General features: G+C 66.4%; 13 protein-coding genes and 1 tRNA gene. 6 read left to right on the forward strand and 8 right to left on the reverse strand.

Translation table 11 applies throughout. The annotated features are described in order from the left end of the window. Positions 1–68: 68 nt before the first annotated feature. On the reverse strand, positions 69–812 hold the full coding sequence (locus tag QUE44_RS11135; protein WP_286214600.1) for a hypothetical protein: 744 nt from the start codon (positions 810–812) through the stop codon (positions 69–71). Positions 813–1,330: 518 nt separating this feature from the next. Continuing rightward, on the reverse strand, positions 1,331–1,552 hold the full coding sequence (locus QUE44_RS11140; protein ID WP_286214602.1) for a hypothetical protein: 222 nt from the start codon (positions 1,550–1,552) through the stop codon (positions 1,331–1,333). A 797-nt stretch (positions 1,553–2,349) separates the two neighbouring features. On the opposite strand from QUE44_RS11140, the gene QUE44_RS11145 reads away from it, so the two are divergent. After that, positions 2,350–3,723 carry a hypothetical protein gene (locus QUE44_RS11145; RefSeq protein WP_286214604.1) on the forward strand — a complete coding sequence of 458 codons (1,374 nt, stop codon included), beginning with the start codon at positions 2,350–2,352 and terminating at the stop codon, positions 3,721–3,723. A gap of 152 nt (positions 3,724–3,875) precedes the next feature. On the opposite strand, the gene QUE44_RS11150 is transcribed toward QUE44_RS11145, so the two are convergent. From QUE44_RS11150 to QUE44_RS11165, 4 genes are all read right to left on the reverse strand, one after another. Beyond that, positions 3,876–4,628, reverse strand: coding sequence for a hypothetical protein (locus tag QUE44_RS11150; protein WP_286214606.1), 753 nt, complete (start codon positions 4,626–4,628; stop codon positions 3,876–3,878). Between the two features lie 38 nt (positions 4,629–4,666). After that, positions 4,667–4,996 carry a hypothetical protein gene (locus QUE44_RS11155; RefSeq protein WP_286214608.1) on the reverse strand — a complete coding sequence of 110 codons (330 nt, stop codon included), beginning with the start codon at positions 4,994–4,996 and terminating at the stop codon, positions 4,667–4,669. Between the two features lie 290 nt (positions 4,997–5,286). Continuing rightward, positions 5,287–5,360, reverse strand: a tRNA-Gly gene (locus tag QUE44_RS11160). Between the two features lie 106 nt (positions 5,361–5,466). Continuing rightward, positions 5,467–6,381, reverse strand: coding sequence for an aldose epimerase family protein (locus QUE44_RS11165; protein WP_286214609.1), 915 nt, complete (start codon positions 6,379–6,381; stop codon positions 5,467–5,469). A gap of 89 nt (positions 6,382–6,470) precedes the next feature. On the opposite strand from QUE44_RS11165, the gene QUE44_RS11170 reads away from it, so the two are divergent. From QUE44_RS11170 to QUE44_RS11180, 3 genes are all read left to right on the forward strand, one after another. Beyond that, a complete protein-coding gene (locus tag QUE44_RS11170; protein WP_286214610.1) occupies positions 6,471–7,277 on the forward strand; it encodes a hypothetical protein in 807 nt (268 codons plus the stop codon). Positions 7,278–7,480: 203 nt separating this feature from the next. Continuing rightward, on the forward strand, positions 7,481–7,720 hold the full coding sequence (locus QUE44_RS11175; protein ID WP_286214612.1) for a DUF6458 family protein: 240 nt from the start codon (positions 7,481–7,483) through the stop codon (positions 7,718–7,720). A 100-nt stretch (positions 7,721–7,820) separates the two neighbouring features. Then, entirely contained in the window at positions 7,821–8,273 is a 453-nt protein-coding gene (locus QUE44_RS11180; RefSeq protein ID WP_286214613.1) for a VOC family protein, read from the forward strand. Between the two features lie 157 nt (positions 8,274–8,430). Here the strand turns inward: QUE44_RS11180 and QUE44_RS11185 are convergent, their stop codons facing one another. Next, entirely contained in the window at positions 8,431–9,771 is a 1,341-nt protein-coding gene (locus QUE44_RS11185) for an MFS transporter (RefSeq protein ID WP_286214615.1), read from the reverse strand. Between the two features lie 119 nt (positions 9,772–9,890). After that, positions 9,891–10,475, reverse strand: a complete 585-nt coding sequence (locus QUE44_RS11190) for a DUF6518 family protein (RefSeq protein WP_350226928.1) — start codon at positions 10,473–10,475, stop codon at positions 9,891–9,893. A 172-nt stretch (positions 10,476–10,647) separates the two neighbouring features. On the opposite strand from QUE44_RS11190, the gene QUE44_RS11195 reads away from it, so the two are divergent. Continuing rightward, a complete protein-coding gene (locus tag QUE44_RS11195) occupies positions 10,648–10,929 on the forward strand; it encodes an ATP-binding cassette domain-containing protein (RefSeq protein WP_286214616.1) in 282 nt (93 codons plus the stop codon). Between the two features lie 41 nt (positions 10,930–10,970). Next, the gene (locus QUE44_RS11200) at positions 10,971–12,242 is read left to right on the forward strand and encodes an ATP-binding cassette domain-containing protein (protein WP_286214617.1); all 1,272 of its coding nucleotides are present in this window, start codon (positions 10,971–10,973) and stop codon (positions 12,240–12,242) included. Positions 12,243–12,321: the final 79 nt, after the last annotated feature.

Here is a 12,321-nt window from a genome sequence, read left to right on the forward strand (position 1 = left end):
TCTGTGGTTTCTCCTACAGGTATCTCTATCGGCGTGATGACGGCAGTGAGCACATTGCAGTGAGCCGTTTAGCCTCGGAAGCCTGCGAGCGGCGGCACATCGACGGGTTCACGTGTGATGACATCGCCCATCTCAGAGGTATCCACTCCCGCGTCATGGAGCGCGTTCATGCATACAGCGACGAGAGTCATGACCGTTCTCCCTCCGCGTTCCCCACGAGCGTGTGAGTTGTTGTCACCCAAGAGGGGCAGAGGGCAGTCGTTGTGCGTCGCGTGGAAGCGCTCAGCGAGTAAGAGCCGTACGAGCCTCGATGCGGGTATACGGGCGTCCTCAGCAACAGCCGCAATAGCGTTATGCGCGTCATGGCTCGCACCGACGTAGATGGCTTCATCGAGTCGTTGAGATTCAGGGGAGGCGAGAACAGTCGAGAGCACTCCCTCCACACGTGCACGCATAGCAGGCTCCATATCCATGTCGAGCAGGCGACGACGAGCGTGAGCGATACGCGGGGCTTCGTCACTGAACGGGCGGAACACGTCGCCCGAACGTGAGCGTCCATGCACTGACAGGGCGGCGCGGACGATAGCCCTCGCCTCAGAGGCGAGGCGTAAGCGTTCCAGCACTTCGTCAGCGTTGATGGCAGATTCGGACAGCGCGGCAGTCAACGCGTTAGCGCTAGCGAGTGCATTCGCCCGGAGCCACCTCAGTTCGGAGGTAGTGAACCGTACGCGGATGCGAGCCAGCCCGTCACCGTTCCTGAAGGCAGGTAGGGCGAGTAGTGGAGTGTGGACCGTGGTGGTGGTGTTGGTCATGATGCGGATTCCTTTCGGGTAAGAGAAGCGGGACACGTTCGGTCCCTCACTTCCTCTATCCGCTATCGGCGGCAAACAGCACCGTTTCGGCGTCATCACTCACTCGACCCGTAGCCCTCGACTACACCTCGACCCCGGTCCCTGAGCACTCCGACAGCCGCCTGCACCCGAAATCCACTGTCACGTCCGTAGTCCCGCTTCGCCTCGCGCGTTCCGCGCTCGCTCCGCTTCCGAACTCGCCAGCACTTAGAACCGTCACGCGCAAGAACCCCGTAGCCGTCACATGTACCGCGAACTGCCCCAAGCCCACAGAACCGTGAACCCTGTACCCACGCCCACACGCCTCTATGCCTGTACGCCGTAGATGCATGGAGCAGTTACCGCCAGCAGTGACGCAGTTGCTGTTACCCCACGCGGTACGCCATACCCGCAAGCCCTAGATGCCAACAGCGACAGCCACGCCAACGTGCCAACGCTGTCTACATTTGTGGACACGCCAGCGCGTCAGCAGGAGAGGGCTACCCCTCGTCGTCAGCCTTCGGCTTCACTGCCAACGGCTTCACGTTGTTCGGACGTACACCGTTCGGCTTCACCTCGTTGGGACGCACGTTGTTCGGCGTCACCACATTCCGAGTCACACCGTTCGGTTGCACTGCACGTGTCACCGCAGGGGTAACAGCGGGAGTCACCGCACGCGTCACCGAGGGGGTCACCGCAGGTGTGATGTCGTCATCGCTCATGAGTGTCACCGTACCCGCGTCACCCTCACAGTCGCCGGGTACACACCTCACGGGGAGATGTCACTTCACCGGGAGAGCCTCACCGGGATACACACCTCACAACGGGGAGAGGTACACCTCACAGTCGTCACCCTCCTCACCTCACTCTGTCCACATATGTACACACTCACACCGTCCACACATGTACACATCCGCGTAGCCCTCACCTCACAGTCACCTCGCGGGGTGCACCTCACCGGGGAGAGAGTCCACTGGGGGCACGCACACAACAGGAGGGGGAGAGTCCACGTGCACGCCTCACCTCGCATGCGACTCCGTGGAAGCAAACACGCTCACAACACACGTGGCGCAGTCGTCGCGCCATCGGCATGCGTACAAGCCACTACGAACAGGCGCTCGACCTACCAATGCGGGAGAGGGGATACGGAGTAACCCGGAGCCACGCGACTGCAAAAATGAGAGTTCCAATATGCATGTTTACCAGGGGTTTTGTTGTGCGCTGGCACTGTAAATCGGACTGGTGGGGGGTGTAGTGCCGTGCGTAGCACCGCCTGAGTCGGGCGACCGCGCTCGGAATGCCGATAGTTCATGTAAATCGGCACGTAAATCGGCGCGCCGCAACTCGAAGGAACGGCATTATGAACCAAGCATTTACCCCTGAACGAAGTCCTGGCATCACCCCTGTCACGAAGCGCTCACCTACCCCGTGGACACCCTCACCTCGCCGTGAGTTCACGGGGCGACTCATCGCTGAAGATGACACCCCCACCTCACCCTCTTCCCCTCTCACTGGGGAGATGGAGGTGAGAGGGGAGGTGGAGAGTGAGGTGTACACCCCTACCCGCGAGCAGGGTGAGAGTGAGGTTCACACCCCCGTGAGTGAGGTCACCTCACCCGGTGACGAGTGGGGTGATGTTGACGGTGAACTAGGTGTGTCCTCGCCCGCCTCACCTGTGAGTGTTGTCACCCCTGTGAGTGCGTCCTCTCCCTCTCACTTCGACCTCACTGACGAGGTGGATGACTGGGACTCTGTGAACACCTCCGATGTCACCCTTGGGGGTAACAGCGAGGAGCAGAGTGCACCCACGAGCGCCTTCGATATCTCTGAAGAGGTGGACGACTGGGACGCCTCACCTGCCCCTGTATCCACACCCGAGGTGAATAGCGCGCCGGTCGTAGTCACACCTGTGAAGCCTGCGAAAGCAGTGCAGAAGCCCGTGCAGTCACGCCGTGAGGACCACGCCCTCGCGCCTACTACGAAGCCTACGAAGCCCGCAGATGCACGCACTACGTCAGCAAAGAAGGCGACGATAAAGAAGCCTGCCGCCCCGAAGGAAGCCGGTCGGAAGAGTCCCACGAAGGCGGACATCGCAGTACTCCACGCGTTGAGCCGTATGCGTATCGCCTCCGTACAGCACGTGGTCCAGATGCTCTCTAACAGTGGTTACGCGAACCTGCCGGAGGACCACGAGCACTACATCCCGCTTGAGCCGGAGAAGATTCGCCGTCGCCTCGGTGAACTCTCACGCGGCAAAACGCCCTACGTGAACGCGCGGTACATGAGCCAAGGTGCCCAGATGCTTCCGATGGTGTACTCGGTAACGAAACTCGGTCAGAAGATTGCGGACCCTGCCGCCGCACCGCATCTCACGCCGTTCCCCATCAACGCATCGAAAACGGGCACCTCGATGGGCGGGCTACTCATCACCGCGTCCTACATCGCGGGATTCGACGCACGTGAAGCCCTCTTCATTCATGAGTCGAGTATCAAGCGCGCCATCAAGGCTCAACCCGACAGTGACTTCATCCCTAACTGGTCCCCGGAGATGCACCCGTGGGCAGAAGCACACGAACTAGCGGTCCTCGTTGACGGCTCGGTAAAGCCTCACGAGCCGGACCTGGTGATGCTCGGTATCGAGGACGACGGCAACGGCGGTGTGACGCACCCCGTGTACGAGTACATCGAGATTGAAACGAGCATCAAGAGTGAGCAGGAGTACGTGAACCTCTTCCGCGCTTATAAGGCGAAGGGGGTGGATATCCGCTATCTGGTGCACAACACGACCCTCCCGGGAAGCAACTCACGCGAGGAAATCGAGAACATCTACAACCGCCTGGTGAAAGCCGCTGAGTATGTGTGGGGAAGCCCATCTATGCCATCAGCGGTGTGAACATCGACGTGGTGCCGGATGCCTGGAAAACAACTCGACCACTCGATGCCAAGCGCCAGTAAGCGACACTGCCTTCAACGGCGGGCTACCCCTAGGGAGGTGCCTGCCGTTGGCGTGTCAGCGAGGTGAATGCGCCATCACCGCTTCGGGGATTACTGGCGCGCCCAATAGTGGTCGATGCCAGAGTTAAGCCCGGTCAGTGCTTGCTGGACTGAGTGGTGAACTTTCCCGTCAACGACATCCTCCCAAGGCGGCAACCCCTTCATCTCCCGCTCGTGAAGCCAGCATTCCCGCTCCCACGCGCGCCGTTCGTCCTTATCGTTCGGTCGAGCGCTTCGCTGGTTCATGGCGGCGTACATGCCGATTGCGTCCGAGAAGGGTGGCACACTCTCAACAAAATCAGCGGCTTCGTTTCCAAGCCCGCACCTCCTGAGCATGGCAACGTTGCGGAGTATCTCGCTGTGAGCGCGCCTCACGACGGACACTCCATCTGCCGCAAGGAAGAAGCCTTCCTCCTTGGAAATTCCGTCGTCATCGACTTCGATGTCATCCGCAATCAGCACTCTGAAGTCCTCAGCGAAGTAAATCCAGGCTCGCAACGCGCCGGTACTCGCGGCTTTGAGGTTCTCTTGTAGCGCCGCCAGCCGCACGCGGTCATCCCGACTCCGCTCAAGCCTCAGGGTTTCCTCTGACGCCTTCGCCATGCGCTGAGTGGAAATGACGTAGAGAACCGTGACCAAGAGGAAGCCCGCTGAAACTGACACACTCGCGGCGTCAGCGGGGTCATCGAAGTACGCAAATGTGAAGGCGATGACCGCCGCCTCGACCAGGACGAGAAGCACATAGCCCCAGGTCCGTTTCAACGTCCGCCCGAACGTGCGCGCCCACGCCTTGAGTGCCCTCATGAGTTCACGCTAGCGGTGGGTGGTCGTGCCCTTACGGCTTAGATGCGCTCCACGTGCACGCGTGTCGCTCGGACTCCGCCTTCCCAGTACCCCTCGAACGTGACGCGGTACGTGAACTTGAGCCGCCCGTTGACCGTCACGGTGTCCGCGTCAGTTGTTCGGTCGCGGCACATGGTCCACGCTTCCCACACTGCCGTGGTCCAGTCGTGCATGTGGTGGGAGTTCCACTCTGCCCACATCCAGAACTCATCCGGGAAGTGCGTGGTGCCGTGGGTGAGTTCGGGCGGCGCACCCTGGTAGAGGTCGGCGTTGTTCAGGTACATGCCCACGTCATCGGTGAGCGCTTCGGGGCGGTCAAGTGAGTTCAAGTCGCCAGTGTTGACGTACATATCTGCCTTTCTGCCCTCGGTACCTCCGAGAACGCGCGCAGGGTACAGCGACATTTGAGGTGCGAATACGCCCTGACAGAGGGGGACCACGGGGGCGCTAGTGGGGCGAGATTCTGGTCCCCGACCTTCAACTTGAGCGCGTGATGAACGGGGAACTCTCAAGAGTCCGCAAAATAGGGTAAAGCCCTAAACTCCCAGAACAACTCCCGAGCCGGAGTATGCATCAGGGGCTTTGGAGTCGTAATTTGCCTGTTTACCAGGGGTTTTAGTGGAGCGGGTGACGGGAATCGAACCCGCACTGTCAACTTGGGAAGCTGAAGTTCTGCCATTGAACTACACCCGCGTGCGCCGCTCGGAGGCGGCGCGTCACCCATTCTAGAGGGTGACGGCGAGGGCCTCGACAGCACGCGCGGAAGCGCGCCGCCGAGGCCGTCGCCGTGAGCGACGCGTCAGCGTTGCGGAGCTGCGGCAATCGCGAACGATGCGGACACGGTCTGTCCGGGCTCGATCACGAACAGGCCCGTGCCCTCGACGCCGTTCGCCTTCAGGGTGAAGGCGTCGTTGGCGTTCGAGACGGGCTCGAAGGCGAAGAAGTCCTTGCCCGGCGGGATGTACAGCACCGCGTGCTCGAGCAGGGCATCCGCCGTGATCGTGAGCGACACCGCGCCGGGGTAGTCGACCGTGGCGAGCACCTCGCCCGTGCGACCCGCGAAGCAGTCGTCGACGAAGGTCTGACCGATCGGCTTGCGCACCGAGAAGTCCGCGTGCTCGGGGATCGGGCCGGCGCCCTCGGTGGGCATCTGGTTCTCGAGTGCGTACGCCTGGGTGCAGTTGACCTCGAGCTCGCCCTCGGGGGAGCCCGCGACCGAGCGCAGGAAGTAGGGGTGGTGGCCGAACCCGGCCGGGAAGGCCTCCTCGTCCACGTTCTCGATCGCGTACGTCCACACGAAGCGGTCGTCCTCGAGCGCGTACGTGAAGCGTGCGATGAAGCTCCACGGCCAGTTGACGCCAAAGAAGTCGCGCGAGTCGAACTCGAGGACCACGTGCTCGGGTCCGCTCTCGACTACGGCCCACGGGTACTCCCACCCGGTGCCGTGAATCGCGGTGCCGTCCGGCCAGTTGACGCGCAACGCGTACGCGGAGCCGTCCCAGGCGAGCCGTCCCTCACGGATCCGGTTCGACCAGGGGACCAAGGGGTAGGACGCGGTCTCGGTGGCCACGTCGAGGTCGGCGGCGGAGGTGGGGCGGAGCACGTCCTCCCAGTCGTCGCCGATGCGGACCTGGCCGAAGGCGACGGACCCACCGGTGGCGGGTACGAGCCCCACGCGCCAGTGCGGGTTCTCGATGGTGATGATCTCAGGCATGGCACCATCATGGCCGAATGCGCAGGTTCCGGCGACGCCGCAGGTCCCAAGAGGTCCCGAGTCGCGCCGCGACGCGCCACAATGTCGGCATGAGGATCGGCGGAACACTCGCAGTGGTCGCGCTCGCGGGCGCCCTGGCGGGCTGCGCGTCGAGCCCCACGTTTCCCGTCGTGGGCGAGTCGGCCACGGTGACGCCGCCGGAATCCTCGGTACTGCAGTGGATCACCGTCGAGATCGAGGCGGCCTCGAGCCAGCCCGTGACGGTTCAGGGCGGATCCGTGTTCTCGCCCTTATTCGAGCGGCTCGACGCCGTCGAGGTCGGCGAGGTGGTCGAGCCCGACGGCACCGTGGGTATCCGTCTGCCGCTGGGTGACGCCGTCTGCCCGGCCTCGACCGGATCGTCGAGCGCTCAGTTGGTCCTCGAGTCCGAGGGCGCGGAACTGATCCAGGCGGTGATGCTCGACGATGCCGTGCTCGCGGGGGTCCACAAGGAGCGGTGTGCGCTCGCCGCGTCGATGCAGGCCGCCGAGGTGTCCCTGGGTGCGTCGCATGGCGCGGGCGAGGACGCGGTCGGCACCAGCATCGTGATGACGCGCAGCATCTCGCCGTTGCCCGCGACGCTGCTGAGCGTCACGGGGTCGGACGTCTTCACCGTGACCCCCTCACCGGGCGAGCTGCCGGCCACGCTCGTGGTGGGCCGTGAACGCCTCGAGGTTCCCGTCTCGATCTCACTCGTGCAGTGCCCTGGCTCGGCGAGTGAGCTCACGGAGAGCGACTTCGTGTTCTCGGCCCGCCTCGCCGTCGAGGGGGCCGAGCCTCATCCCGCGGCCGTACGCGCGGCGGGTGACCTGCGCGACGATCTGGAGGCGCTCGTCGACACCTGCGCGGGTGCCTAGCGCGACGGCGGTATTCCCGCTCCCGCGAAGTCTCATCATCCCTGCTAGAACTCGCAGGCAAGGGGACGATGCGCGGCCCGCGAGGCATCGTCCCTTGCCAAGGTGCGTTGCACCCTTCGACGGGTCCGCGCTCAGGCGCCCCGCCGCCGGAGGTACCGGCGGCCGCGACAGGGCCCGCTGGAGAGCAGGGGAGGGACAGCATCATGGCACTCGGTTCCGGCATCTTCTTGATTGTCATCGGCGCGATTGCGGCCTTCGCGGTGCGCGACTCTGTCGACGCGGTGGACCTCACGATGATCGGCTACATCTGCATGGCCGCAGGTGTGGTGGCGATCATCGTGTCGCTCATCGCGAACCAGCAGCGCAGCAACACGACTCACCGCGAGATTCGCGACGAGCACGTCGACCAGCACCGCATCGACGATCGCCGCACGGACGTATAGCGCCCACAGCCTCGCGGCCGCTCGACGCGCGCCGCGAGGCTGACGGACGTAGCCTGGCCGCGTTGGACAGGCACGGCTCACTCACCTTGAGGGAGAAACGATGGCGACGGTCGCGAGTTACTTCAACTTCGACGGCACGTGCGAGGAGGCCTTTGCCCTCTATCGCGATGTCCTGGGTGGGGAGTTCGACGGCCCGCCCATGTACATGCGAGACATGCCGGTCGAACCCGGTCAGCCGCCCCTTCCCGAGGAGGAAGGCGGGCGCGTGATGCACATGGCGCTCACGCTGCCCGGGGGACACCAGCTGATGGGGACGGACATCGTGCCGTCGATGGGGATGACATTGACGCGCGGCAACGCGATGTACGTGACCCTTACCCTCGACGACGAGGATGCGCTGCGCGAGATCTTCGCGAAGCTCTCCGAGGGTGGTGTCGTCACCGCCGAGCCGACTCCCATGTTCTGGGGCGACCTCTACACGGACTTCTTCGACCGCTACGGCATTCAGTGGATGCTCCTCGCGCCGCTCACGGAGGGCCAAGGGCTGGCGTAGAGCCCGCGCCGCGCTGTCTCGCGGCTCCGCCACACAAGCCACCCCGGCATCGGCCCTCAGCGGCCTCCGCGGGCGTGACACGCCGACGACACGCCGGGACCCGTGTGGCGGAGCCGCGAATCCGTGTGGCGGAGCCGCAGCACTCCAGACGCAGCGGCTAGGGCTGAGCCGAGCGGTCGACGATCTGCTGCGCGAGGATGTCCTCGGCGGCGCGCGAGCGAGCCTCGCGTTCCTCTTGCGCCACGCGCGGATAGCGCACGCGCACGAACGGCCGCGCGAGTTGATACGAGACCGTCAGTCGAGCATCGCGCACCACCCAGGCCGCCGCCCCAAGTGCGATCGCCATCGACGCGATGGCCCCGACTCCGATCGCCCACCGCGGACCCCAGTGCTCGCCGATCCACCCGACGAGGGGTGAGCCCACCGGCGTCGCGCCCAGGAACACCATCATGTACAGCGCCATCACGCGCCCTCGCATGAGCGGGGTCGTGGTGGTCTGCACTGCAGCGTTCGCCGAGGTAATCATGGTGAGCGCGAAGAAGCCCACCGCGATGCCGCTGACCGCATAGAGCTCGTAGGTCGGCGCGAGCGCCATGAGTCCGGACGCCGCCCCAAACCCGAACGCGGCGCCCACCACGAGCCTCAGCCGGACGCGCCGCCGCCGCGCCGCGAGCAGCGCGCCGGTGACCGAGCCGATCGCGAGGATCGAGCCCAGCACGCCGTACTCGCCCGCGCCCTTGCCGAACTCGGTTGCCGCCATCATCGCGCTCGTGAGCTGGAAGTTGAGGCCCAGCGCGGAGACCACGCTCACCACGACCATGATGACCAGGATGTCGGGCCGCCTGCGCACGTAGCGCACGCCCTCGCGCACCTGCCCGCGCCGCCTGCTCGCGCGCTCCTGAGGGTGAAGGTCCGCGGTGCGCATCAGCATCAACGCGGCGATGGTCGCGCCGTACGTCACCGCGTTGATGAGAAACACCCATCCGGTGCCCACCGCGGCGATGAGGAGCCCGGCCACGCCGGGACCGATCAGCCTGGCGGCGTTGAACGATGCGCTGTTGAGGGCCACGGCATTCGGCAGGGAGGCAGTCGGCACCAGGTCGGAGACGAAGGTCTGGCGCGCGGGACCGTCAATCGCGGACACCACTCCGAGCCCCAGCGCGAAGCCGTACACGTGCCAGAGCTCGACCTCTCCGAGCACGACGAGCAGCCCCAGCCCGAGGCCGAGGAGTCCCTGACCCACCTGGGTCCATATCAGCAGCGTGCGGTGGTCGACGCGGTCGGCGAGCACGCCGGCCCACGGCGACAGGAACAGGAAGGGAGCGAACTGCAGCGCGGTCGTAATGCCCACCGCCACGCCCGACTCCTGCGTGAGGACCGTCAGGACTAGCCAGTCCTGCGCCACGCGCTGCATCCACGTGCCCACGTTCGACACGAGCGCTCCCGCGAACCACAGGCGGAAGTTGGGGATGGAGAGCGAGGCGAAGGTGTGTGACATGCGTCCTTTCCCATACTTTGCGAGACGCAAAGTAATCCGACACCTCTAGGGTACGCCCGGGCCGCATCGTCACTGGCTGAATCGTGACTGCGCTCGCGGCGAGGTGCCTCGCGGAGGGATCAGGCGATGCCGAAGACCACCCACGTCACCGCGGCCACGCCCGCGGTGGCGAACACGGCCGCGGCTCGCGACGCGAGCGTGGTGAGCCGCGTGACTGCGAGCCACACGAGCACTCCGACGGCGAGGAGCGCCTGGGCCCACCAGTACGCCACCGGCGTGGTGTCCGCGATGCGCGTGAGGCCGTGCGTCGCCTCACCCAGCGCGAGTCCGGGCATCCACGCGACCGCGGCGGCCGTCGCGAGCGGGTGGAGCCGGCGGCGCATCAGCACGATCGCGATGCCCACGAGCGAGCCGATCACGATTCCCGCCATCGACCAGAAGACCAGCTCCGCCGACATCCCGTATCCGCGCACCTGCGCCGTCACGTAGTAACCGAGCATCGCGAGCGGCCCGGCGGCGGCGCCCAACGCGATGGTCGAGACCGCTCCCCTGCCCGCCCATGCGACCGCGGCGGAGAGTGCGACCACGGGTGCGGCGCTGTTGAACAGCGGCGCGAGGACGTCAGGCGCGTACGTCTGCCCCCAGGACATCGCGACGCCGGCGATCACGGCGCCGACCAGGGCAAGGGGAATTCGCGTCTGCAGGCCGCCATCCTACGAGGGGCGACGGGCGGGGCTTGGGAGGGGACGATGCCTGGCGTACCCTGGTCCGAGCGCGCCACGAGGGTTGGCGTCGAGGAGGCAGGGTGGAGCTTTAGGGTCGCCGGACGTCACGTCTGGCCACGGTCATCGCACCTTCCAGACCCTCGGAGCACCCATGCCCACCCTCTCCTTTTCTCACGTCTCGTTCGCCTGGCCCGACGGCCGGCGGGTCTTTGACGACCTCACGACCGCGGTCCCCGAGGGCCTCAGCGCCCTCGTGGGTCGCAACGGAATCGGCAAGTCCACGCTGTTGCGCCTTGCGCTCGGCGAGCTCACTCCCACGGCCGGAACCATCTCCACCGCCGGGCGTCTCGCGTACGTGCCTCAGGACCTCATCCTTGGGGTCGACGCCCGGGTCATCGACGTGCTCGGGGTCGCCCCCGGGTCGACGCCCTGAGGGCCATCGAGTCGGGGTCCGGCGACCCCGCGCACTACGAGGTGCTCGGCGACGACTGGGGCGTCGAGGACAGGGCGCTGGCGGTGCTGAGGGTCCTGGGCCTCGAGGTCGGGCTCGACCGCAGGGTGGGGCACGTCAGCGGCGGCGAGGCCGTGCTGCTGGGGGTGGGTGCCGCGCTGCTCGCGGACCCGGATCTCCTCATCCTCGACGAGCCGACCAATAACCTCGACGCCGAGGCCCGCGCCGCGCTGCGGGACAGCCTCTCGAGCCGACGCGGCGCGACGCTGGTCGTCACCCACGACCGCGGAATGCTCGAGACGGTCGACAGGATCGGGGAGTTGCGCGAGCGCGACGATCGCACCGCCGACCTCCACTGGTACGGGGGCGCGCTCGGCGAGTTCGAAAGCGCGCGTGCAACCGAAGGCGAGGCCGCCGCCCGCGCGGTCACGGCGGCCGAGTCCGCCGTCGCGCGGCGAGGCCGCGAGCTCGACGCCCACGTGGCGGCGGCAGGGCGGCGGTCGAGGCAGGGGGAGAAGGCGCGGGCGCAGCGGAGGGTCGTGGGGCTGGCGGCCGATGCCGCGAAGAACCGCGCCGAGCGCACGGACGCGCGGGTGCGGGCCATCCACGAGCAGCGCCTGGCCGCCGAGCGCGAGCGCCTCGACCAGGCCCGGGCCGCGCTCCCCCGTGACCGCGCCATCCGGATCGACCTCCCCGCGACCGCGGTGCCCTCGCGTCGACTCGTGGCGGAGGCCGCCGGCCTGGTCACCCGCACCGGCGCGGAGCTCGATGCGCTCGTGCGAGGGCCCGAGCGCATTCACGTTGCAGGAGGCAACGGCGCAGGCAAGACGACGTTGGTCGCGACGCTGCTCGGAGAGATCGCGCCGGCCTCCGGTCGGGCGAGTGTCGCCGTGTCGGCGGGCGTGCTGCGCCAGCGGCTCGATGTCCTCGACCCGTCGCTGTCGGTGATCGACAACGTGAGGCGCCGTGCGCCCGAGGCCAGCCCGCAGGACGTGCGCGACAGCCTGGGACGCTTCCAGTTCCGCGGCGCCTCCGCCGGCGCGCCGGTGAGCACCCTTTCGGGAGGCGAGCGCTTTCGTGCGGCGCTCGCGTGCGTCCTGCTTGCGCGTCCCGCTCCCCAGCTGCTCGTGCTCGACGAGCCGACCAACAGCCTCGACCTCGACTCGCAGGCGCGCCTGCTCGAGGCGCTGGCGGACTTCCAGGGGCACTCCTCGTCATCAGCCACGATCCCGCGTTCGTCGAGGCGCTGCATCCGACACGGCGCTGGACCGTCGCGGCCGAGGGAGGCCCGGTGACGGACGAGCCGCTCGCGTGAGTCCCCAGCCTTCTGGCGTGGACAACGGGCCCGTGCGGGGTGAGCATGACAGGGCGGGA

Origin of the sequence: Demequina sediminis (assembly GCF_030296675.1) — a bacterium.
Taxonomy (GTDB): domain Bacteria; phylum Actinomycetota; class Actinomycetes; order Actinomycetales; family Demequinaceae; genus Demequina; species Demequina sediminis.